The 21,022-nt window shown below is 72.2% G+C and carries 20 protein-coding genes and 1 riboswitch; of the genes, 12 read left to right on the top strand and 8 right to left on the bottom strand.

The window, feature by feature from the left end:
- Positions 1-39: 39 nt before the first annotated feature.
- Positions 40-552, top strand: coding sequence for an Lrp/AsnC family transcriptional regulator (locus ACH4U8_RS40525; RefSeq protein ID WP_395783167.1), 513 nt, complete (start codon positions 40-42; stop codon positions 550-552).
- 109 nt (positions 553-661) lie between these two features.
- Positions 662-1,639, top strand: a complete 978-nt coding sequence (locus ACH4U8_RS40520; RefSeq protein WP_360312242.1) for a universal stress protein — start codon at positions 662-664, stop codon at positions 1,637-1,639.
- 64 nt (positions 1,640-1,703) lie between these two features.
- Here the strand turns inward: ACH4U8_RS40520 and ACH4U8_RS40515 are convergent, their stop codons facing one another.
- Positions 1,704-1,973, bottom strand: coding sequence for a hypothetical protein (locus ACH4U8_RS40515; RefSeq protein WP_360312244.1), 270 nt, complete (start codon positions 1,971-1,973; stop codon positions 1,704-1,706).
- 451 nt (positions 1,974-2,424) lie between these two features.
- Here ACH4U8_RS40515 and ACH4U8_RS40510 point away from each other — a divergent pair, with 451 nt between their 5' ends.
- The 4 genes from ACH4U8_RS40510 to ACH4U8_RS40495 all read left to right on the top strand — a co-directional run bounded on the left by ACH4U8_RS40510 (position 2,425) and on the right by ACH4U8_RS40495 (position 6,892).
- Positions 2,425-3,636, top strand: a complete 1,212-nt coding sequence (locus ACH4U8_RS40510; protein ID WP_395783165.1) for an alpha/beta fold hydrolase — start codon at positions 2,425-2,427, stop codon at positions 3,634-3,636.
- 171 nt (positions 3,637-3,807) lie between these two features.
- The gene (locus tag ACH4U8_RS40505; protein WP_360312248.1) at positions 3,808-4,590 is read left to right on the top strand and encodes an SAM-dependent methyltransferase; all 783 of its coding nucleotides are present in this window, start codon (positions 3,808-3,810) and stop codon (positions 4,588-4,590) included.
- Between the two features lie 105 nt (positions 4,591-4,695).
- Positions 4,696-5,472: a tRNA-dependent cyclodipeptide synthase gene (locus ACH4U8_RS40500; protein ID WP_395783163.1), complete on the top strand. Its 777-nt coding sequence runs from the start codon at positions 4,696-4,698 to the stop codon at positions 5,470-5,472.
- Positions 5,473-5,785: 313 nt separating this feature from the next.
- Positions 5,786-6,892, top strand: a complete 1,107-nt coding sequence (locus ACH4U8_RS40495) for a glycosyltransferase family 4 protein (RefSeq protein WP_395783161.1) — start codon at positions 5,786-5,788, stop codon at positions 6,890-6,892.
- Positions 6,893-6,932: 40 nt separating this feature from the next.
- Here ACH4U8_RS40495 and ACH4U8_RS40490 read toward each other — a convergent pair whose 3' ends face one another.
- Complete coding sequence (locus tag ACH4U8_RS40490) at positions 6,933-8,156, bottom strand: alpha/beta hydrolase (RefSeq protein ID WP_395783159.1); 1,224 nt, start codon at positions 8,154-8,156, stop codon at positions 6,933-6,935.
- A gap of 379 nt (positions 8,157-8,535) precedes the next feature.
- Here ACH4U8_RS40490 and ACH4U8_RS40485 point away from each other — a divergent pair, with 379 nt between their 5' ends.
- Positions 8,536-9,177, top strand: a complete 642-nt coding sequence (locus tag ACH4U8_RS40485) for an NAD(P)H-dependent oxidoreductase (RefSeq protein ID WP_360312256.1) — start codon at positions 8,536-8,538, stop codon at positions 9,175-9,177.
- A gap of 142 nt (positions 9,178-9,319) precedes the next feature.
- On the opposite strand, the gene ACH4U8_RS40480 is transcribed toward ACH4U8_RS40485, so the two are convergent.
- The gene (locus tag ACH4U8_RS40480; protein WP_395783157.1) at positions 9,320-11,380 is read right to left on the bottom strand and encodes a transporter substrate-binding domain-containing protein; all 2,061 of its coding nucleotides are present in this window, start codon (positions 11,378-11,380) and stop codon (positions 9,320-9,322) included.
- A gap of 214 nt (positions 11,381-11,594) precedes the next feature.
- On the opposite strand from ACH4U8_RS40480, the gene ACH4U8_RS40475 reads away from it, so the two are divergent.
- The 3 genes from ACH4U8_RS40475 to glpK all read left to right on the top strand — a co-directional run bounded on the left by ACH4U8_RS40475 (position 11,595) and on the right by glpK (position 15,733).
- A complete protein-coding gene (locus ACH4U8_RS40475) occupies positions 11,595-13,295 on the top strand; it encodes a glycerol-3-phosphate dehydrogenase/oxidase (protein ID WP_395783229.1) in 1,701 nt (566 codons plus the stop codon).
- Complete coding sequence (locus ACH4U8_RS40470) at positions 13,292-14,155, top strand: MIP/aquaporin family protein (protein ID WP_395783155.1); 864 nt, start codon at positions 13,292-13,294, stop codon at positions 14,153-14,155. Before ACH4U8_RS40475 ends, ACH4U8_RS40470 begins: the two co-directional genes overlap by 4 nt.
- Before the next feature lie 63 nt (positions 14,156-14,218).
- Positions 14,219-15,733: a glycerol kinase GlpK gene (gene glpK, locus ACH4U8_RS40465; RefSeq protein ID WP_360312264.1), complete on the top strand. Its 1,515-nt coding sequence runs from the start codon at positions 14,219-14,221 to the stop codon at positions 15,731-15,733.
- 45 nt (positions 15,734-15,778) lie between these two features.
- Here glpK and ACH4U8_RS40460 read toward each other — a convergent pair whose 3' ends face one another.
- The 3 genes from ACH4U8_RS40460 to ACH4U8_RS40450 all read right to left on the bottom strand — a co-directional run bounded on the left by ACH4U8_RS40460 (position 15,779) and on the right by ACH4U8_RS40450 (position 18,944).
- The gene (locus ACH4U8_RS40460) at positions 15,779-17,146 is read right to left on the bottom strand and encodes an NtaA/DmoA family FMN-dependent monooxygenase (protein WP_379991170.1); all 1,368 of its coding nucleotides are present in this window, start codon (positions 17,144-17,146) and stop codon (positions 15,779-15,781) included.
- Between the two features lie 76 nt (positions 17,147-17,222).
- Positions 17,223-18,446: an LLM class flavin-dependent oxidoreductase gene (locus ACH4U8_RS40455; protein ID WP_395783153.1), complete on the bottom strand. Its 1,224-nt coding sequence runs from the start codon at positions 18,444-18,446 to the stop codon at positions 17,223-17,225.
- A 327-nt stretch (positions 18,447-18,773) separates the two neighbouring features.
- Positions 18,774-18,944: a hypothetical protein gene (locus ACH4U8_RS40450; protein ID WP_360312270.1), complete on the bottom strand. Its 171-nt coding sequence runs from the start codon at positions 18,942-18,944 to the stop codon at positions 18,774-18,776.
- A 36-nt stretch (positions 18,945-18,980) separates the two neighbouring features.
- A riboswitch (SAM riboswitch) is annotated at positions 18,981-19,091 on the bottom strand.
- A gap of 219 nt (positions 19,092-19,310) precedes the next feature.
- Here ACH4U8_RS40450 and ACH4U8_RS40445 point away from each other — a divergent pair.
- Positions 19,311-19,406, top strand: a complete 96-nt coding sequence (locus ACH4U8_RS40445) for a putative leader peptide (protein WP_360312272.1) — start codon at positions 19,311-19,313, stop codon at positions 19,404-19,406.
- A 188-nt stretch (positions 19,407-19,594) separates the two neighbouring features.
- Positions 19,595-20,311: a GNAT family N-acetyltransferase gene (locus ACH4U8_RS40440; protein WP_395783151.1), complete on the top strand. Its 717-nt coding sequence runs from the start codon at positions 19,595-19,597 to the stop codon at positions 20,309-20,311.
- Positions 20,312-20,348: 37 nt separating this feature from the next.
- Here the strand turns inward: ACH4U8_RS40440 and ACH4U8_RS40435 are convergent, their stop codons facing one another.
- Both ACH4U8_RS40435 and ACH4U8_RS40430 read right to left on the bottom strand, forming a co-directional pair.
- Positions 20,349-20,588, bottom strand: coding sequence for a hypothetical protein (locus ACH4U8_RS40435; RefSeq protein ID WP_360312276.1), 240 nt, complete (start codon positions 20,586-20,588; stop codon positions 20,349-20,351).
- The gene (locus ACH4U8_RS40430) at positions 20,585-20,992 is read right to left on the bottom strand and encodes a hypothetical protein (RefSeq protein WP_360312278.1); all 408 of its coding nucleotides are present in this window, start codon (positions 20,990-20,992) and stop codon (positions 20,585-20,587) included. The genes ACH4U8_RS40435 and ACH4U8_RS40430 overlap by 4 nt, the downstream gene beginning before the upstream one ends.
- Between the last annotated feature and the right edge of the window lie 30 nt (positions 20,993-21,022).

Raw genomic sequence — 21,022 nt, 5'->3', positions numbered from 1 at the left:
AGAGTAGGTCCCACTCATTCGCAGAAACAAGGGGATTCGATGACACGGCCACTGGACGACATCGACCGGACGCTGCTTCGCGCGCTGAGCAACGACGGACGGCGCACGGTGCGCGCGCTCGCCAAGTCGGTGGACCTGTCCGAACCGGCGGTCCGCGATCGTCTCCAGCGGCTGGAGCGGGACGGGGTGATCACCGGCTACCACGCGGCCTTCGCGCCCGAGGCGGTCGAGGCCGGCACCGCCGCGTTCATCGCCTTGCGCTTCGATGCCGGAAAGGTGGCCCGAGACCAGGTGGAGGCGGCGATCCGACGCGAGCCGGCCGTACTGGAGGCACACGAGGTCGCGGGCGAGGACTGCTTCTGGATCAAGGTCCGGGTGGCCTCCACGGCCGACCTGGCGGAAACCCTCGACCGCATCCGGTCGGTCCCGGTGATCCGCGGCACCGGCACCACGATCGTGTTGCGTACCGTCTTCGAACGGCCGCTGCTGTCCGCCGAGATCGACGCCTCGGCACCGTTCACCGCGCGGCCCGAGGAGGATCCGGGGTCCTGAGCGAGCGCGGTCACGGTGCCCGCCGTGCCGGCACGCGGGCGCGCACGGAGGGACAGTGGAAGGCAGCACCGCATTCGAGGCGGGTTCCCCAGGGTGATCGGGAGCTGTCATGACAACCGGACGCCGGCCCGTGGTGGTCGGAGTGGAGAATTCGGCGGCGGGCCTGCTCGCCGTCGACTGGGCCGCGGACGAGGCCGTACGACACGGGTTGGCGCTGCGGCTGGTACACGCGTCGGAATGGCCGGCCGAGCCGGCCGGAGTGGAGGCCACGTATCAGGCCGCCCGGCACGACGGTCGATTGAACACCGCACACGCCTTCGACTGGTCGGTCGACACCTATCACGAGGCCGGCGCCGGGGCCACCGTCCCGCGCCTGAGTTGGGCCGAGCGGCGCCGGGAGGCCCACGACGCGCTGTTGGAGCGGGCCAGGACCGTGGCGGTCACCGGCCGACCGGGGTTGTCGGTGAGCATGGCGACGGTCGAGGGCCGCCCGGTGGACGTCCTGCGTGCCCAGGCCCCCGAAGCCGCCATGCTCGTGCTCGGCTCGCGCCGGTTGTCGGCGCTGACCGAACTGTTCACCACGGGCAGCATCGCGATTCCGGTGAGTGCGCACGCGCCGTGCCCGGTGGCGGTGGTGCGCGGACCCGAACCCGCCGCGGGTGTGCCGCCGACGGTGGTGGTCGGGGTCGACGGATCGGCCGGCTCCGAGCCCGCCGTCGGCTACGCGTTCGAGACCGCCTCGTTGCGCGGCGCGGGCCTGCGGGCCGTTCTGGTACGCCCGCCGACGCCGAACATGGTCGCCGCGTTCGGCAGCGAGTCCGAGGTCGACGAGGCGCTGATCCGCCTGGGCGAGACGCTCGCCGGGTGGGGCGAGAAGTACCCGGACGTACCGGTGGAGCGGGTGACGATCCTCGGCCACCGGGTCCGCGGCCTGGCCGACGCCGCCCAGGACGCGCTGTGCCTGGTGGTCGGCTCGCGCGGGGTGGGCGGCTTCCGCGGCATGCTCCTCGGCTCGGTCACCCACGGTCTGATCCACCACGCGCCCGGGCCGCTGGTGATCGTGCCGCGATCGGGGGACCCGCGGTGACCGTGCGCGGGCCGGCGACGCGGCTGCGGGCCGGGCGGGCGGTGGGCGAGCAAACCGGCCCGCCTCACGCCGCGGCGTATGCGCAGGCCCGTTCGGCGATGGTGACGGGCACGCCCTCGGTGCCGGTGAGCAGGGTTCGGCAGGCCGATACGCCGGCCGGACCGTTGCCGCCGTAGCCGCAGGCGGTGCCGCCGATCATCGAGTCGTATCCCGCCACGGCGAGGTAGGCCACGCACGCGGATGGAGTGGCGTGGGCGGTGGGGGCGGTGGCGAAACCGGCCAGGATCACGGCCGACGTGCCGAGGGTTGCGGCGATGCGACGGGAAGTGCGCACGAGTCACCTGCTTCTTTCGGTCGCGGACACGAACAAAGCGGCTTCGCCCACGTGTTCGGGCGGCGGACCCGGGCCGACCCCACACCGGCCCGCCCGTCACCGTAGGGCGATCCCCGGGTCCGGACAAGCCCTGCAATCACGCCTGTTGTCGGCCGAAACCCGCTCTTTCCATGCCCACTTCGCGTGCTCGCGGCGCCTCCTGCACGCGCTTCGCCCCCATCGCCCGCATCGCCACCACCGCCTCGCTCGCCTCCATCGCTTGCTTCGTGTACTTCCCGGGAAGCATGCGTGCGCAGTCGTCCTGCCTCCCGTGGAGGCTGCGGAAAGCCTCCTCGGGTCGGACGCGGGGACGATGGCCTGCGGGCGAGAGTTGTCCGGGTAAGGAATCGACCACGCGGGGTGCCCGATCCGGAGAGGGCGGGCGCTTCCCTCCACCGACGGGGCGCACGCTGTGGACCACGCGGCAACGCACGACAAGACCGGCAACGACCGCAGCAGGGGCGAGGATGCGAGTGGCGACGGCCATGCGGAAGCCGGCCGTGCCGCCGAGGCCGGGGCCGATGTCGACGCAGGGGCCGGAGCCGCCGACACCGGCGTCGCGGTCGCCGACGAAGGCGGGGGCGGCGACGCCGGCGCGGGCCGGGAAGCCGCGACGCCCGTCCCCGACCGGCCGCCCCGGTCCCGGTTGCGCCGCTGGACCCGCCGGATCGCGTTGACCTGTGCCGTCACGCTGGTTGCCGTGACCGTCGCGTCGTTCGGCTACAACGCCTTCACCGACGACCGCGCCGATCCCCCGGCGGGGCTGACCTACGTACAGGCGGCCGACGTCCGCACCCGCTACCAGACCTGGGGCACCTCCGGATCGCCGGTGGTCCTGGTGCACGGGGCCTTCGAGTCGGTCGACACGTGGTCGCGGCTGGCTCCGTTGCTGGCGCGCAATCATCGGGTCTACGCCCTCGACCTCACCGGCTACGGATACAGCCAACGGCGCGGGCCGTACACGGTCGACCACCTGACCCGCCAACTCCTGGGCTTCCTCGACGCCATGCACCTGGGCGGCCCCGACGAACGACCATTGCTGGTGGGGCATTCCAGCGGCGCGGCGATGGTCGCCGAGGCCACGCTGCGCGCGCCGGAGCGCATCGGCGGCGTCATGCTCCTGGACGGTGACGCACTCGACACCGGCGCCGGGCCCCCGGCCGCGTTGAGGTACCTGCTGATCGATCCGTTTCGCACCAGCCTGCTGCGGATCGGGCTCGGCACCGACTGGTTGATCCGCAAGGTGTACGGCGCGCAGTGCGGCCCCGAGTGTCCCCGACTCGACCGGGCCGGTGTCGAGGAATGGCGGCGGCCCTTTCGGGTGGCGGGCGCCGAGGGCGCGTTGTGGGACATGCTCGGCGAGGGCGTACTCGGCATCTCCGCCCGGCGGTTGGCCCTGTTGCACGACCTGCGGTTGCCCAAGTCGGTGGTCTTCGGCGCGAACGACGACGTCTTCGACGACGACACCCCCGTCGCCACCGCGACCCGGATCGGCGCACCGCCACCGACCCTGATCCCCAAGTCCCGCCATCTGCCGATGATTTCCGCCCCCGAAGCGGTCGCCTCCGCAATCGACGCCCTGATACCCCCACCACCCGCCGCAGCAGCCGCCCCGGCCGGCTGAGCCCCGGGCCCACGTCCCCGCTCCCGCCCGCGATCGCATGGCACGGGCAAAGAGGACGAATGTGCCCGCCCGGTTGTCCGATCCCGAACCCGCTTATACGTTCCATGGATGCAGGCCAGGACGCGAACCGATCCCAGCGCGTCACCGGCGGGAAGACAGGAGTGACCGACGATGGTTCAGGTGGACACGACGGTTCCACACTCGGCTCGGATGTACGACTACGTCCTGGGCGGCAAGGACAACTACCTCGCCGACCGCGAGGCGGCCGAGGAAGCCCTGAAGGTGTGGCCCGAGTTGTGGACGAGCATGCGGGTCAACCGGGCGGTGATGCGGCGGATGGCGCACTGGCTGGTCACCGAGGGCGGCATCCGCCAGTTCCTCGACATCGGTACCGGCATCCCCACCTCGCCGAATCTGCACGAGGTCGTGCAGGACACCGCGCCCGAGTCGCACGTGGTGTACGTCGACAACGACCCGATCGTGCTGGTCCACGCCCGCGCCCTGCTCTCCAGTGCGCCGCAGGGCCGCACCGCCTATGTCGAGGCCGACATGCGCGACGCCGACCGGTTGTTCTCGACGCCCGAGTTGCGCGAGACCCTGGACCTCGATCGGCCGGTGGGGGTGACGGTGATCGCGATGCTGCAGTTCGTCGAGGATGCCGCCGGGCTGATCGACAAGCTGACGGCACCTCTCGCCCCGGGCAGCTACCTGGCGATCACGGCGGCGACGGCGGACCTGGCGGTCGGCTCCACCGCGTTGGCCGAGGTGTACACCCGCCGGGGCATACCGATGTACCTGCGCACCCGCGACGAACTGGCCGCCCTGTTCGCCGAGCGCTGCGATCTCGTCGAGCCGGGCGTGGTACCGATGCAGCACTGGCGCCCGGCCGACGGCGAGCAGCCGGTCGGCGTCGAACAGACCAACATGTTCGCCGCCGTCGGCCGGATTCGCTGACCCGCCCACGGCCTGCCGCCCACCGCCGACCGGGTCCGGAATGTCCCGGTTCGGAAGTGTGTTCCGACGATGGAATCATGGAGGGAACGCTAAGGAGTCGATCGCATGGGATTCATGGTGTGGCCGTGCACGCTCGGTAGCCGAAGCGTTCTCGAACGTGCGGAACACGTGCTGATCGGGCTCAGTCCCTGGAACAGCTATTACAAGCCACGCAGAGTCGAGGCCCTGGTGCGGTGGGGGTGTGCGAACTTCGTGCGGGTCGACGTCTTCGTCCCCGGCGACGAGGCGGCGCACACCCTGACCGCCGCCGGCGTCCAGCCCGCGGAGGCCGCCCGGCGCGCCCGGTATGCCGTCGGCCGGCTGCGCAGCCCCGCGCGGCGCGGCCTGCGCAACGCGGGCGTGGCCGAACCGGAGCACCACCTGCACACCTGGACGCAGTTGTCCGAACGACCCGCGTATCAACATTCGCTGAAGCGGGTCCGCGACGCCTACGACATGGACGAGGCGGTGCGTGCGGCCTGTCGACACACCGCGCGCGGAGCGGTCCGGCGGGTCGCCGGGCAAGAGCCGACCGAGGAACAGATAGACCACGCCGTGAGCTACGCGCTCGCCGAGTTGCCGCTGGTCCTGGACGGGCCGGCGATATTCGGGACCACGACGTCGCTGTTCGTCTACCACCGCGAAATGGATCTCCTGGCGCCGTTCATCAACGGCGAGTCGACCGACCTTCGTCCTGCACCCGGTCAGGGATACGCCGTGGTACGGCCGCCCGACCAGGACGCGACGCCCGCCTGGCTCTCCCAGCACTCGCCCGAGAGCCGAGCAACCCCACCCGCGGCCGGCGCCACCGAGTCGACCCCGAATCCGCTGCCCCGTCCCTGACACCCGACACCGGACCGTTCCTCCCGACACCCGCCCGACCCCGACCCGGACACCGCCGGACACCGCCCGCACCATGATCCGGGCCTTGTTTTCCACGCGCGTCGACAATAGATTCCGGCCCCCGCAGACAATCAGGCCCGAGCCTGCGCGAGGCCGGGCCGATATCGGTTCCGCCTGCCCCGGCGCCCGAGAAGGGAGATCCTCGTAGGACGGGGGCGCGACACTGCGGCGGCCGTGCAGCAGGGGGGCGACGATCGGGGTCAGGGGGACGCCGCGCGGGCAGGGGGGCGCGGAGGGGCGCGGGCCACTACGGGTGTTGCTGGTGGTGGACGACCTGCGCATCGGCGGCGCACAGCGGCAAGTCGCGGGATTGGCAGGCGCGTTGGCGTCGTGCGGGCACACGGTGGTGCTGGCGTGCACCGAGGACGGGCCGGCCGGTGCCGAACTCGCCGCCGCGGGCGTGTCGATCGTCGTGCTGGGCCGGCACCGGGTGGCCCGCCTGGTCAGTCCGATGCTGGCGCTGCGGATCGCGCGCTTGGCCAGGGTGGGCCGCTTCGACGTGGTCCATGCGCACGTGCATGCCGCCACGATGGCCGCGGCCCTCGCCGGCCGGCTCGCCCGGGTCCCGGTGGTGGTGACCGAGCACAGCATGGCGTCCTGGCGCGGGCCTCTGGCCCGCGCGTACAGCCGCCCGTTGTACCGCCGATGTGCCCTGGTCCTGGCCGTCTCCGAGCAGATCGCGGACCGGCTGCGCCGGCTCGACCGGGTGCCCACCACACGTGTCCGAGTGGTGGGCACCGCGGTGTTCGGCGCCACACCGGCGGCCCTCCCGGACCGACACGATGCGCCGGTGACGGTCGGGGTGGTCGGCCGGCTGGAGCCGGAGAAGGGCGTGGAGTTCTTCCTGCGCGCCGCCGCGTGCCTCGCGGATCGACACCCTCGGGTGCGCTTCACCGTCGTGGGCGACGGCCGACTGCGCGGGGAACTGCACGCGCTGACACGGCATTTGCGACTGGGCGACCGGGTGCACTTCGGCGGCATGTGCACCGACGGCCCGGCGGCGGTGGCCGCCCTGGACATCCTGTGCGTCCCGTCCCTGACCGAGGGCGCCCCACTGGTCGTCCTGGAGGCGATGGCCGCGGGCGTACCCGTGATCGCCACCACCGTCGGCGCCATCCCGCACCAACTCGGCCACGGCCACGCGGGCATCCTGGTCGAACCCACCGACGTGGCCGCCCTGGCCCGGGCCCTGGACACGCTGCTGACCCACCCGCACGAGCGCCGACGCCTGGGCCGAGCCGGCCGACACCGCCTGTCCGGCCTCGCGAACGCCGACGCGGTGACCGCCGCCGTCTGCACGGCCTACCGCGACGCACTCCACCCCGCAGACGACGGCGGCAGGCCCGACCGGCACGGGTGAGCGTGCCGGCCGGGCCCGCCGCGCCGCGCGTGGCCCACGGCTACCCGGCAACCCACGGGACGTTGCCCGTGTTGCCCGCCCGACCGTTCTCGGTGCAGTGTGCGGGCGGCGTGCTCCCGTACACGTACTGGACGAAGTCGCGCAGGTCGTTGCGCCAGTAGTCCCAGGTGTGTTCGCCGGGACCCGTGCAGTAGCGGGGCGTGAACGAGCCGCCGATGACCGTGCGCAGTCCATCGTTCCACGTCTTGATGTCGGACTCCCCCTGACCGCTGGGCACGCCCTGGCCGTTGGCGCCGCCGGAGTACATCGCGAACTTGCCCGCGTAGCCCGCGTACTTGCCCGCCGCGGCCATGCCCACCGGGGTGATCGCCGTCCAGTTCGCCTGCGGCCCGTAGACCGCTTCGGCGCGCTCCAACGGGGTACCGAACACCCGGTAGTTCGGATCGACCAGACCGTTCCAGGAGGTGGCCGCACCGTAGCCGAGCATCGAATCGGCCACCCGGTTCAACGCACGATCGTCGGCCAGCGTGGTACCTCCCGAGAACGCCCCCACGGCGGAGAACTCGTCCCGCAGGTCGGCGGCGTAGCGCAGCGCGCCGAGCCCGCCCATCGACACACCCGCGATCGCACGTCCCGCACGGTTGTCGACGGTGTTGAAGTTCGCGTCGATCCAGGGCACCAACTGCCGCAGGTGGAAGGTCTCCCACTGCGGCGCGAAGTTGCCCCGGGTCTGTCCCGCCCAATCCGTGTACCAACCGGCCTTGCCGCCCTCGGGCATGACCACGATGCCCTTGAACGTGCGCCGATCGATCGTGTTCAGGATGTCGCCCGCGTCGGACTTGGACCACTGCTCGAAGTCGCCGAACCCGCCGTGCAACAGGTAGAGCACCGGATACGCCTCGGCCGGATCGTTCACGTAGTCGTCGGGCAGCCAGATCCGCACCTTGACCGGCACCTCGACCGGGTCGATCGAGGGCGTACCGCCGCGCGGCCGCATGATCGCCGAGGTGGTCATCGTCGCGTCGAACATCCTGCGGTCGCTGAGCAGATTCGAGTTCGTCCACTGGGTGAGTGTGATGCCGTGCGAGTTCGCCGCCGGCAACGGCGGTGCAGGCGGCGGCGGAAATGCCTGCGCCCGGGTCGGCAGGCCCGGTACGGCCGCCACCAGCGCCACCGCGACCGCGAACACCGTCGCGACGCGGCGGGCCGGTCGACCGGCTTGCCCCGGTCCCTGCGCTCGCTTCGTGCCGACCGTTCGGTCCATGCCGACCGTTCCGTCCGTGCCGACTGTTGCGTTCGTGCCGATGGTTCCGTCCGTGCCGTCCACGACCACCCCCGACGGCTGTTCGCCGTATCGATGTGCCCCACGCGGGCCCGACCTGGCGCAACCCTGGCCGAGCCGACCCCGGCTGTCCTCCCGCACACGGTGGACATCCCGGGTAAACCTGGGCGGTAGCCCCGGTGCCGGCTGCACCGACCGCGGTACGGCAACGACCCACCGCACCCGAACGCGGCGTTGCCCTCACGCCCGCGTCAATGTCTACGGTCGTACGAACGCAGCCCCCGGGTCCGCGCCCGCCCACACCCGCGCACCCCTGAGCCGCCGCACCCCCGCACCCTCATCCGACGATTCGAGGACGCCCATGCCTTTCCTCCTGCACCTGGACGCCAGCATCCGCCACACCGGCTCGGTGTCCCGCGAACTCTCCGCCCACTTCGCCGCACGCTGGCGGGCCACCCACCCCGACGGCGGCTACACCCACCGCGATCTGGCCGCCGAACCCGTCCCGCACCTCACCCACGAGGTCCGCGAAGCCCTGCTCGACCCCAGCCGAGGCCACGGCGAACCACCGCACGAACGAGCCCTGACCGAGGCATTGAACGCCGAGCTGCGCGCGGCGGACACCATCGTCCTGGGCGTGCCCATGTACAACTACTCGATCCCGTCGACGGTCAAGTCCTGGTTCGACCGCATCGTCACACCGGCCAACATGGTCCCGCCCGACGGCACTCCCGGCCCACTGGCGGGCACCTCGGTCGTGGTGGTCACCGCGAAGGGCGGCTCCTACGCACCCGGCACGCCACGCGAGGGCTGGGATCACCAGGAGCCGTACCTGCGGGCGGTGCTGCGCTCGATCGGCCTCGCGGACGACCTGGAGTTCGTGCACGCCGAGCTGACCCTGGCCGCGGTCGTCCCGGCGATGTCCGCACTCGAGCCGCTGGCCGAGGAGTCGCTGAGCCGGGCCTACGCGACCCTCGAAACACTGGCCGCTCGCACGGGCTGACCGGGATCGGCGGGTAGGTGCCGAGGGCGAACCACCACACCGGGCCTCGACGACCGCGCCCCCGCGATCCGATCCCGGCAGGCAGCGGGTCGGGCACCCGGCACCGGTTGGACGCACGCGACGTCGATCGGTTCCCGGCGGATCAGCCGCCGTTCACCGTCACCTTCGAGACGGCGCCTTCCGAGAGTTGCCACCGGTCCATGATCCGCCGGTACTCGCCGGCGGCGATCAGCCGCTCCAATGCCTGCCGGACCGCGTCGCGCAGTTGCGGATCGGTGTTGCGGAAGGCGATGCCGTACGGCTCGGCCTCGATCTGTCCCTGCGCGACCCGGAGGCCGTCGGCCGAGTTCCGGGCGGCATACACGGCGACGGGGTAGTCGAACAGGCCCGCGTCGGCTTCGCCCTGCCGGATCCGTGTGGTCGCTTCGACCATGGTGGCGACACCGACCTTGGTCACCCCGCCGCCGGATCCGCACTTGCCGCCCGCCTCGGTGGCGAGATCGTCCTGGAACGCGCCCTTGAGGATCACCACCCGGCACCCGCACAGGTCGGAAAGGCCCTGGATGCGCCGAGGATTGTCCTTGGCGACCAGGATCGCGGTGCCGGCCCGGAAGTAGTCGACGAAGTCGATTCCGTCCGCCCGCCGCGCCGGTGTGTCCACCATCGAGGACATGATCAGGTCGATGCGGCCCGACTTGAGCGCGGGCACCAGCGCATCGAAGGTCGAGGGCCGCAACTCCAGGGCGACCCCGAGTTGTTCCCCGATCGCCTTGGCCAGATCGGCGGTCATCCCGATCACCGTCCGGCCGTCGGCGTCGAGGAACTCGTTGGGCGGATAGGCGGCGTCCACCCCGACGGCGAGCGGTTGCCCGTTCCGGTACTTCTCCGGCAGCAGCCCCGCCGACGGAGCACCGGTGTTCACACCGGAACCCACCGGCGGCTGCGAGCCGTTCGCGCCCGGCGCGCCCCCCGATACCTTGTTTCCCGGCGAACTCGCACCCGGCGACTCCTTGTTCGCCACCGCGCCGGTACGCCCGCCCTCGTCGCGGGTGAACAGGTACGCGCTCCCGCCCGCGAGCGCCGCGGCCACCACCGAGCCGCCGATCAACAACCGACGGCGCGGCATGCCGGAATCCTTCGTGACCGGCGCGAACGGCACGGCCGGCGCCTGGTCCGGAACCGGCGACCATCCGGGAACCGGCGCCCGCGCGGGTCGGGGCGGCGGCGGCACCGGCCCGGCCGGCGCAGTCGGCGCGCCGGCCACGGCCTCCGGCGGCTGCCTCGGGTACGTCGGCGGCGCACCCCCCGCCCCCGCCTCCGTCGGCCCCGTCTCCCCCGGCCGGCTCCGCACCAGCGCCGAATGCGCCGCCGGCAGCCAGTCGTCGGCCGCCGGCCGCGCCGACTCGCCCAGCAGTTCGAGGAGCCGTTCCGGCGTCGGCCGCTCCGCCGGATCCTTGCGCAGACAGGCCGCGACCAGGGGCCGCAGCCCCGCCGGCACCGCGTCGAGCCGAGGCTCCTCGTAGACCACCCGGAACAGCAGTTGGGCCGGGTCCCCCGTCCCGAACGCCGGCACGCCCGCCGTGGCGTAGGTCAACACCAAGCCGACCGCGAACACGTCGCTCGCGGGCCCGACCTCGTCGCCCCTGGCCTGTTCCGGCGACAGGAAGCCCGGCGAGCCGACCAGATGCCCGGTCCGGGTCAGCTCGCTCGTCCCGTGCACCTGTCGGGCGATGCCGAAGTCGATCACCCGGGGGCCGTCGGCGGTGAGCAGCACGTTGGACGGCTTGAGGTCGCGATGCACCAGGCCGACCGCGTGGATCGCGGTCAGCGACTCGGCCAACCCGGCGGCCAGCAGCCGCGCGCTCGACTCGGGCAGCGGCCCGTGTGCGGTCACCGCCTGGGTCAGCGAGGGTCCGGTGAGGTATTCGGTGGCCAGCCACGGTGTCTCGGCCTCGGCGTCCGCATCCACGAACGCGGCCGTCCAGAAGCCGCCGATCCGCCGCATCGCCGCGATCTCGGCCGCGAACCGCCGCCGGAAGTGCGGATCGGCGGCCAGTTCGGCATGCACGGTCTTGACCGCCACCAGCCGCCCGCCGGGCGATCGGGCCAGGAACACCCGCCCCATGCCGCCGGCCCCCAACCGGCCCAGTACCGCGAACGAACCGATCCGCTGCGGATCCTGTGCCTCGACCGCGTCCACCACGTGCCCCGACTCCCACCTGTCGATACGTCGAAGGCATCACCGTACGGGATCGCCGATCACCCGACGGATCGCCCCGATCGGGTCGGGCGGCCCCTCCGCGTTACTCCGCCCGGCCCACCGTCGGCGCGGTTCGACGTGCAGGGGGGCATCGCAGGCCATCGAATGTAGGGGCCAGCTTTTCCCTGCCGAGGAGTTCGACGTGAAGCCCGTCGCCCTGTCGCCGAAGGCCCGCGAAGATGCCCTGACCGCCCTGGGATCCGGCCGCGAGCTGGACATCCTGGTCGTCGGCGGAGGTGTCGTCGGCGCCGGATGCGCGCTGGACGCCGTCACCCGGGGCCTGAGCGTGGGCCTGGTCGAGGGTCGGGACTGGGCCAGTGGTACCTCCAGTCGCTCCAGCAAACTCATCCACGGCGGGCTGCGCTATCTGGAGATGCTGGACTTCCGGCTCGTCCAGGAGGCGCTGCGCGAGCGCGGTCTGCTGCTGCAACGGTTGGCCCCGCACCTGGTGCGCCCGGTGAAGTTCCTGTATCCGCTGACCCATCGCGGGTGGGAGCGGTTGTACGTGGGCGCCGGGGTGCTCCTGTACGACACGATGGGGATGACCTCCGGCAATTCCCGGGGCCTGCCGCATCACCGGCATCTGAGCAGACACCGGGCCCTGGAGGAGGTGCCCGCCCTCAAGTCGGACGCGCTGATCGGCGCGGTGCAGTACTGGGACGCGCAGGTCGACGACGCCCGGCACACCATGACCATCACCCGGACGGCCGCCGCGTACGGCGCGCAGGTGGCCAACCGGACCCGGGTCACCGGCTTCCTCCGCCAGGGCGAGCGGGTCACCGGCGCGACCGTCGTCGACGTCGAGTCGGGCCGGGTGTTCGAAGTGCACGCCAAGCAGGTGATCAACGCGACCGGCGTGTGGACCGACGACACCCAGGCGATGGCCGACACCCGGGGCCAGTTCCATGTGCGCGCGTCCAAGGGCGTGCACATCCTGGTGCCCCGGGATCGGGTGAACTCGCGGTCCGGGTTGATCCTGCGCACCGAGGCCAGCGTGTTGTTCGTGATCCCGTGGGGCCGGCACTGGCTGATCGGCACCACGGACACCCCGTGGGACCTGGACAAGCAACATCCGGCGGCGAGTTCACGCGACATCGACTACCTGCTGGAGCACGTCAACCGGGTGCTGGCCACGCCGCTGTCCCGGGACGACGTGGAGGGCGTGTACGCGGGGCTGCGACCGTTGCTGGCCGGCGACGCGGCCGAGACCAGCAAGTTGTCCCGGGAACACCTGGTCGGCCATCCCGTGCCGGGCCTGGTGGTGATCGCCGGCGGCAAGTACACCACGTATCGGGTGATGGCCAAGGACGCCGTCGACGAGGCGGTACGCACCCTGGACGGCGCGCGTCCGGGCCCGTCGGTGACCCACGACGTGCCGCTGCTGGGCGCCGACGGATACCAGGCGCTGCGCAATCGCCGGCACAGCCTGGCCCGGGCGTCCGGGCTGCACGTGGTGCGCATCGAGCATCTGCTTGCCCGGTACGGCTCGATGATCGGCGAGGTGCTCGAACTCATCGAAAGGGACCCGGAGTTGGCCACACCATTGCCCGGCGCGGACGACTATCTGCGGGCCGAGGTGATGTACGCGGTCACCCACGAGGGCGCGCATCACCTGGACGACGTGCTCACCCGGCGCACCCGGGCCTCGATCGAGTCGTGGGATCGTGGCGTGGAGGCCGCCGAGATCGCCGCGCGGCTGATGGCCGGGCCGCTGGGCTGGGACGAGCAACAGATCCGCAACGAGGTCACGCACTACGGAAAACGGGTCGAGGCCGAACGCGACGCCCAGCGACAGCCGGACGACCTCACCGCCGACGCGGCCCGGCTCGGCGCCCCCGACATCGTCCCGGCGCCGTGAGCGCGGGCGCGGGCGCGGTCCCGAAGACCGGCGCCCGACGGGCGCAGCCGGCCCCGCCGCCGAGCGAACGATGGGCGCTCGGCGGCGAGATGGTCGCCGAGTTCGTCGGCACCATGGTGCTCATCCTGTTCGGCGTCGGCGTGGTGGCCCAGGTCGTCGCGGCCGACCTGGGCAACCACGACAGCATCGCGTGGGCCTGGGGCTTCGGGGTGACGTTCGGGGTGTACATCGCCGCGCGCACCTCGGGCGCCCATCTGAATCCGGCGGTTTCGGTGGCGCTCGCGGCCTTCCGCGGCTTCCCGTGGCACAAGGTGGCGCCGTACGTGCTCGCGCAGACCGCCGGAGCGTTCGTCGCGGCCCTGCTGGTGCGCTGGAACTACACCGAGGTACTGGCCAAGGCCGATCCCGGGCACACGATCAAGACCCAGAGCGTCTTCTCGACACTGCCGGGCAACGGCACGTTCCCGGTCAGCGAGTGGGGGGCGCTGCGCGACCAGATCATCGGCACCGCGATCCTGCTGCTGGTGATCATGGCGTTGACGGACGTGCTCAACACGGCGCCCAAGGCCAACCTCGGCGGGTTGCTGACCGGCCTGTTGGTGGTCGCGATCGGGATGGCGTTCGGCACCGACGCCGGTTACGCGATCAACCCGGCCCGGGACTTCGGCCCTCGGCTGGCCAGCTTCCTGACCGGTTACGACGGGGCGTGGCGCGACCAGTACGGCAATCTGTACTTCTGGGTCCCGATCGTCGGACCGTTGATCGGCGGCCTGATCGGCGCGGCGCTGTACCGCGTGCTGATCGCGCCGTTCCTGCCCCTCGGGGAACAACCGGCGGGCAGGGTGGTCGAGACCGACTGACGCCGTACGGCACATCCGATGCGGCGCGGACAGGTTCGGGCGTCGCCACAGTGGAGGTTCGAGATGGCGGATTTCGTCGCGGCAATCGATCAGGGCACCAGCAGCACCCGGTTCATGGTCTTCGATCACGCCGGCGGGGTGGTCGGGCGCCAGCAGTTGGAGCATCGGCAGATCATGCCGAGGGCGGGGTGGGTGGAACACAGCCCGGTGGAGATCTGGGAGCGCACCCGCTCGGTGGTCGCCAGTGGGCTCAACCACTACAACCTCACGCCCGCCGACTTCGCCGCGCTGGGCATCACCAACCAGCGCGAGACCACGGTGGTGTGGAATCGGCACACCGGCCGGCCGTACTACAACGCGATCGTCTGGCAGGACACCCGTACCGACCGGATCGCCCGCGCGTTGGACCGGGATCATCGGGGCGAGGTGATCCGGGCCAGGGCGGGTCTGCCGCCGTCGACGTACTTCGCGGCGGGCAAGGTGCAGTGGATCCTGGAGAACGTCGACGGGGCGCGCCGGGACGCCGAGCGCGGCGACGCGATCTTCGGCACCATCGACACCTGGTTGTTGTGGAATCTGACCGGTGGGGTGCGCGGTGGTGTGCATGTCACCGACGTCACCAACGCCTCGCGCACGATGCTGATGGACCTGCGCACGCTGGACTGGGACGACGAGTTGTTGTCGTTCTTCGACATCCCGCGCGAGATGTTGCCGACGATCCGCCCGTCGAGTTGTCCGGACGGCTACGGTCGATCGCCCGACGAGAGTCCGCTGGTGGGTATCCCGCTGACCGGCACGCTGGGAGACCAGCACGCGGCCACGGTGGGCCAGGTGTGCTTCGCCGAGGGCGAGGCGAAGAACACCTACGGCACCGGCAACTTCATGCTCCTCAACACCGGCAATCGCATCGTGCGCTCCGAGCACGGTCTGCTCACCACGGTCGCCTACCACTTCGAGGGCCAGGACCCGGTGTACGCGCTGGAGGGGTCGATCGCGGTGACCGGGTCGGCGGTGCAGTGGCTGCGCGACCAGTTGCACATCATCAAGACGGCTCCGGACAGCGAGACGCTGGCCCGGCAGGTCGAGGACACCGCCGGGGTGTACTTCGTGCCGGCCTTCTCCGGCCTGTTCGCGCCGTACTGGCGCAGCGACGCGCGCGGCGCGATCGTCGGGCTCGCCCGCTATCACCACGTGGGCCACATCGCCCGGGCCACGCTGGAGGCGATCTGCTACCAGAGCCGGGACGTGGTGGACGCGATGGCCAAGGACTCCGGTGTGCAACTGAGCGTGTTGAAGGTGGACGGCGGGGTCACCGACAACAGCCTGTGCATGCAGATCCAGGCCGATGTGCTGGGTGTTCCGGTGATCCGGCCGACGGTCCCCGAGACCACCGCGCTGGGCGCGGCGTACGCCGCCGGTCTCGCGGTCGGTTTCTGGCGGGACACCGACGAGTTGCGGGCCAATTGGAATCAGGACGCCCGCTGGGAGCCGGAGTGGGATCGCGAGCGCCGGGAGAGCGGCTACGCCGACTGGAAGCGGGCGGTGCACCGCACGTTGGACTGGGTGCCCAACGGGTGACCCGGTCGGGCCGGGGACGGCTCGTGCCCGCCCCCGGCCCGGGGGTCAGGCCACGCGGGCGCCGCCGGCGGGCTGCCCGGTCGGGGTGATGCCCAGGTTCTCACGCAGGGTGGCGCCGGTGTAGTCGGTGCGCAGCGAGCCGCGCTCCTGGAGCAGTGGGACGACCTTGTCGACGAATTCGTCCAGGCCGGTGGGGGTCAGGTGGGAGCCCACGATGAAGCCGTCCGAGCCGTCCTGCTGGACGAACGTGTCGATGCGTTCGGCCACCTGCTCGGGGGTTCCGACGAACTCGGTGCGGCCGAACACGTGGATGGCCAGGTCGCGCAGCGAGAACGCGTTGGCCTCGGCCAACGCGCGCCACTCGGCGACCCGGCGGTGCGCGTCCTCGCCGATCCGGGCCCGCCCCTGGACCAGCGGCGGCCCGTCGGGATCGGGGTCCACGTCGGGCAGCGGGCCGTCCGGGTCGTAGCCGGACAGGTCGCGGTTCCAGACCGTCTCCAGCAGGATCTGCGCGGTGCGTCCGCCGATCTGGCGCCGGGTGATGTCGCGGTGTCGCTCGGCCGCGTCGGCCTCGCTGGTACCGAGCACGAAGGACGCGTGCGGCAGCAGCTTGACCGAACCGGGGGGCCTGCCCTGGCGGCCGGCGCGGGCCTGGATGTCCCGGTAGAACGCCTGTGCCTCGTCGAGGTGGTGGTAGGGCGAGAAGATCGCGTCGGCACCGCCGGCGGCGAAGTCGCGGCCCTGTGGCGATACGCCGGCCTGCAGGATCACCGGCCGGCCCTGCGGGCTGCGTGGGGTGTCGAATCGCCCCGAGATGTCGAACTGCTCGCCGGTGAACGCGAATTCACCGGCCTTGGCGTCGCGCAGGAAGATCCCGGTGTCCCGGTCGGCGGCCACCGCGTCCGCCGCCCAGGAGTCCCACAGTTCGCGGGCGGCGGCCAGGAACTCGCCGGCCCGGGTGTAGCGGTCCTTGCGGTCCAGGAAGCCGCCCCGGCGGAAGTTCGCGCCGGTGAACGCGTCGAAGGAGGTGACCACGTTCCAGCCCGCCCGACCGCCGGACAGGTGGTCCAGGGTGCTCAACTGGCGGGCCAGTTCGTAGGGTTCGTTGAAGGTCGCGTTGACCGTGCCGATCAGGCCCAGGTGTTCGGTGACGGCGGCCAGCGCGCTGAGCACGGGCAGTGTGTCCGGGCGTCCGACCACGTCCTGATCGAAGATCAGGCCCAGGCGTTCGCGCAGGGCCAGGCCCTCGGCGAGGAAGAAGAAGTCGAATCGGCCGCGTTCGGCGGTGCGGGCGACGTGTTCGAAGGTGCTGAAGTCGATCTGGCTGCCGGCCGCGGGATCGGACCACACGGTGTGATGGTTCACGCCTCCCACGTAGGCGCCGAGAATGATCTGCTTGCGCGATGTGCTCATCGGGATGGGTCCCTTCGGACGGTGGCCGGGACGACGGTGGGGCGGGCGGCGGTCGGGTGGGCGGTGGCGGGGCGGGTCACGAGGCCGCCGCCGCGGGCGTGGCGTAGCGGCTGTCCGGGCGCGGCAGGCCGAGTCGGGTGCGCAGCGAGCCGGCCGGGTAGCCGGTGCGGAAGGCGCCTCGGCGTTGCAGTTCGGGGACCAGTTCGCGGGTGATGGCGTGCAGGTCGTGCGGCAACGCGGCCGGGCGCAGCCGGAATCCGGTCAGTCCGGCGCGTTGCCAGTCCTGGAGGGTGTCCGCGAGGTCGGCGGCGGTGCCGGTGAACACGAGTGCGTCAGCGGCGTATTCGGCGCCGTCGAGTTCGTCCAGTCGGGCCTTGCGGTCGCGGGCCGCGGCGGTGCTCTCGGCGAGCAGCACGACCAGGTCGCCGAAGACGTGCACCGTCTCCGATTCCCGTCCTGCGGCGAGCTGTTCGGCGCGGATCTCGGTGACGATGGCGCGTGCGTCGTCGTGGTCGCGCGGTGTCACGTACACCACGTCCGCGGTGCGCGCGCCGAGCCGGTACGGCACCGTGGCGTGGGCCAGTACGGTGACCAGCGGTTGGCCCTGTGGCGGGCGCGGCACGATCGAGGGGCCGCGGACCTTGAACCCGGGCCCGACGAAGTCGATGTAGTGCAGCTTGTCCCGGTCGATGAACCGGTCGGTGGCGGCGTCGCGGATCTCCGCGCCGTCCTCCCAACTGTCCCACAGCCGGCGCACCACCTCGACGAAGTCCTGTGCCTCGGCGAAGCTTTCCCCGACCGCGGCCACCACGTCCGGCCGGTCCAGGTCCTCGACGGTGAACGGCACCTGCTCGCGCCGGCCGAAGTGTGCGTTCTCGACCGGCCGCGACACCCGGGCGCGCCAGCCGGCGCGGCCGAGGCTGATGTGGTCGAGCGTGGCGATCGCCTTGGAGACGTGGAACGGCTCGGTGTGGGTGACGGTGGCGGTCGGGATCAGGCCGATGTGTCGGGTCAGCGGTGCGACCCGCGAGGCGATCAGCACCGCGTCCAGGCGGCCGCGGACCTGGTCGGTGCGGGTGTCGTCGGCGTCGAATCGGGAGGATTGCAGCGCGAGTGCGTCCTCGATGGTGACGAAGTCGAGCAGGCCCGCCTCCGCCTCGGCGACCAGGTCGCTCCAGTAGCGGGCGGTGAACAACTCGCCCGGGCGGGCGTCGGGTTCGCGCCAGGCGGCGGGATGCCAACCGGCGCCGTCCAGGGCGACGGCCAGGTGCAGCGGGCCGGGGGTGTGCGGGGTGGTCATGGGTGGGTCTCGCTTTCCGGTTCGGTGGGCGCGGGTGATCGCGGCCGGGCGTCACGGCACGACCCGGCCCGCGGACGGTGGTCCGTCGGCGGGTTCGAGGCGGCGGTGGGCCCGGGGCGGGTGTCGGTGCCGGTGATCGGCGCGCGGTGTCGGTGGTCGGGCACGCCTCGGACGGCGAACTCGGGCCGCTTTGCGCCGGGTTCACCCGGGGCGACGGAATCGGCGCGTGCTCGAACGCCGAGCGCGGCCCGCCGGTGGACCCGGCACACGACGCGCGACGGCGGGCGCGCGGCTAGCGCGGATTACGCGCGGGACGGTGTCGGTGGGTCAGTGACAGAGCGAGCCGGCGGAGCGGCGCAGATCGATGAACAGGCGCCGGGTCAGTCGGGTGCGGGGTGAACTCTCGCGGTGATCAAGGGAGTTCACCCGGTGGGTGGCCGGGGTCGGCACGGCGGACGTGGCAGCACGGTGTTGCGCCGCGTTCACCCACCCGCTCATGACATCGTCCCCTTGCCCCTGGGCCCGTCGAGGCGGGCCCCGCGTTGCCACGCGAAAGACGCGCGACCGTGTCCTCACCCGGGGCACCCCGTCGCGAAGGAGGGTTGCCGACCAACAAGCCGGGGCTGAACGTTGGCACTCGTGACACGTACTGCGGCGACGACCGATCCCGGCCGTCATCGCGACGCTAACGCAGCCTGCGGGTCTTGTCCATCGACCTTCGGCGCGGTAACAACCGGTCGGAGCAGGCGTCTTGCCGCCGCCGGGGCCGACGCCCCGAAGGGGCGGGGCCGACCGGCCGGCGTCGACGCGTCGCACTCCGGACACCCTTTGACGGGGCGCGATCAAGCTCGTAACCTGCCGATCATGCAGGCTCGGATCCGGTTGGCGACCCGCAGGCACATCGACCTGCTGCGGGTGAGCAGTGCCGCGTGTCGATCCGCGCTGCCCGGCTCGCCCTGAGCCGTCCGGGAAGACCGACCGTTCGCCCGTCGGCCGCTGCCGGGACGAGCCCTGTGGCCGGGCCCCGGAAGTGCGATGTGTCGCCGCCGGGTTCGGCGCGTCGGCGTTCGCCCGGCGACCCTGCTTCAGTCGACGCGAGAGCGGAGTGGATCGACGATGTCCCCATCCCGAGTGAGGATCGGCACGGCATGAACGACGTGCGTGTGTTGGACAACGTGGCCTATGCGTCCCTGACCGGCGCACACGCCGGCCTGGCCGAACGCCGGGGCCGGGTGGTGCGCTACCTCGCCGAGGTGGCGCCGTTCGCGGCCCTGCCCGACGATCCCGGCCCGGCGGACTGGGCGGATCTGGCCGCGCTGGCGACTCCGGGCGCGGTCCTGCCGCTCGCGGACGGCGACGGGTTGCGCCCGCCGCCGCCGTGGGAGGTGGTGATGCGGATCGGCGCGGTGCAGTTGGTGGGCGACGCGGTCGTCGGCCGCCCCGACGATTCGCTCGTCCGGCTGGCCGCTGCGGACGTGCCCGAGATGCTCGACCTGGTCGGGCGTACCCGACCGGGTCCGTTCCTGCCCCGGACCATCGAACTGGGCACCTATCTGGGCGTTCGTCGCGACGGTGCGCTGATCGCGATGGCCGGGGAACGGTTGCGCCCGCCCGGCTGGACCGAGATCAGCGCGGTGTGCACGGATCCGGCGTGGCGCGGGCACGGTCTGGCGAGTCGCCTGGTCCTGGCCTTGGTGGCCGGGATCACCGCCCGGGGCGAGACGCCGTTCCTGCACGCTTCGGCCGACAACGTGAACGCGATCCGGCTGTACGAGTCGTTGGGCTTCCGGTTGCGGCGCACGCCGTCCTTCGTCGCGGTGCGGGTTCCGGCCGGCGAGCCCGTCGAACCGGCGGTCGCCGGGTAGGCGAGCCGCCCGCTCCGGGTGCGGCTCGCCGGTCCGGTCAGCCCGGCGGGGTCTCGGGCGCCTCGGCGTCCCGGTCCGCGCGGTCGGCCGCCTGCTCCGCCTCGTCGACGATGGACGCGAGGCTCGACGGCGGGTCGGTGGGCGTGGCCCGGCTGCCCGCGGGCGCCGAGCCGCCGCCGCGGTCGTCGTTCGATCCGCCGCACGCGTTGAGCGTGGGGCCGAGCACGAGCACCGCGAGCAGCACCGCGGCGGCCCGCCGGCGCGGTGTGCCGATCACTTGCCCGCGGCGGGCTGCTGCGTGTCGCACCAGGTCTTCACGTTCGCCAGGTCGGTGCGCCGCTGCTGCAGTTCGGGCAGCAGACGCTGACGAGTGGTCAGCTTGTCGTTCAGGTAGGTCTTGACCGCCGGGCGGTTCAGCTTGTCGGCGGTGGCGATCCGCGCCTGGAGGTGGGCGATGGAGCCCTTCGCGTCGGCGCCGCCGTTCAGCCGGTCGATCGCCTTGCCCAATCGGGTGTCGATGGCGGGGACGCGCTTGCAGATGCCCGGCTTGTGCTTGTCGGCGCCGGGCATGGCGCCGGCCTGCGCGGCGGGTGCCGCGGCCAGGGCCGCGATGGTGGTCAGGGCCGCGAAGGCGCCGAGTGTCGCGAATCGTCCGGGTGCGGTCGTGCTACGGCGAGGCATGGTGGTTCTCCCGAGTTTCACGGTTCACCG

Origin of the sequence: Embleya sp. NPDC020886 (assembly GCF_044333915.1) — a bacterium.
Taxonomy (GTDB): Bacteria; Actinomycetota; Actinomycetes; order Streptomycetales; family Streptomycetaceae; genus Embleya.
The sequence above is the reverse complement of the archived record's forward strand: the minus strand, read 5'-3'. Positions and strand labels throughout refer to the sequence as shown.

Coding starts and splice junctions, on each gene's coding strand:
- ACH4U8_RS40450 (WP_360312270.1), bottom strand. CDS start 18,944: ATGAGCGGGTGGGTGAACGCGGCGCAACACCGTGCTGCCACGTCCGCC.
- ACH4U8_RS40485 (WP_360312256.1), top strand. CDS start 8,536: ATGCCTTTCCTCCTGCACCTGGACGCCAGCATCCGCCACACCGGCTCG.
- ACH4U8_RS40445 (WP_360312272.1), top strand. CDS start 19,311: ATGCAGGCTCGGATCCGGTTGGCGACCCGCAGGCACATCGACCTGCTG.
- ACH4U8_RS40430 (WP_360312278.1), bottom strand. CDS start 20,992: ATGCCTCGCCGTAGCACGACCGCACCCGGACGATTCGCGACACTCGGC.
- ACH4U8_RS40455 (WP_395783153.1), bottom strand. CDS start 18,446: ATGACCACCCCGCACACCCCCGGCCCGCTGCACCTGGCCGTCGCCCTG.
- glpK (WP_360312264.1), top strand. CDS start 14,219: ATGGCGGATTTCGTCGCGGCAATCGATCAGGGCACCAGCAGCACCCGG.
- ACH4U8_RS40500 (WP_395783163.1), top strand. CDS start 4,696: ATGGGATTCATGGTGTGGCCGTGCACGCTCGGTAGCCGAAGCGTTCTC.
- ACH4U8_RS40505 (WP_360312248.1), top strand. CDS start 3,808: ATGGTTCAGGTGGACACGACGGTTCCACACTCGGCTCGGATGTACGAC.
- ACH4U8_RS40525 (WP_395783167.1), top strand. CDS start 40: ATGACACGGCCACTGGACGACATCGACCGGACGCTGCTTCGCGCGCTG.
- ACH4U8_RS40440 (WP_395783151.1), top strand. CDS start 19,595: ATGAACGACGTGCGTGTGTTGGACAACGTGGCCTATGCGTCCCTGACC.
- ACH4U8_RS40460 (WP_379991170.1), bottom strand. CDS start 17,146: ATGAGCACATCGCGCAAGCAGATCATTCTCGGCGCCTACGTGGGAGGC.
- ACH4U8_RS40490 (WP_395783159.1), bottom strand. CDS start 8,156: ATGGACCGAACGGTCGGCACGAAGCGAGCGCAGGGACCGGGGCAAGCC.
- ACH4U8_RS40520 (WP_360312242.1), top strand. CDS start 662: ATGACAACCGGACGCCGGCCCGTGGTGGTCGGAGTGGAGAATTCGGCG.